Raw genomic sequence first — 236 nt, forward strand, 5'->3', positions numbered from 1 at the left:
TTGTTGATGATGACATCGTTGACATTGGTACAGCGAATTTTGATAAACGTAGCTTTCATTTAAATCATGAGGTGAATTGTATTATTACCGACCAAGATTGGATCCGCCAGGTAAAAGATGAAATTGGAGTAGACTTTTATAAGTATGGGGAAAAAATTACGTTGGAGCAGTTGAATAATCGTAGTTTAATGGACCGAACCAAGGAGAAAGTAGCAACAACCCTGTCTCCGTTATTA

1 protein-coding gene is annotated in these 236 nt (G+C 36.9%); it reads left to right on the forward strand.

Translation table 11 applies throughout. The annotated features are described in order from the left end of the window. Window positions 1-236 (forward strand): phospholipase D-like domain-containing protein (locus AOA59_RS31185; RefSeq protein ID WP_256593152.1); only part of this gene is annotated, 236 nt, incomplete at both ends.

The sequence above is a fragment of the Pseudomonas sp. 2822-15 genome (genome assembly GCF_002742515.1).
Lineage (GTDB): Bacteria > Pseudomonadota > Gammaproteobacteria > Pseudomonadales > Pseudomonadaceae > Aquipseudomonas > Aquipseudomonas salomonii.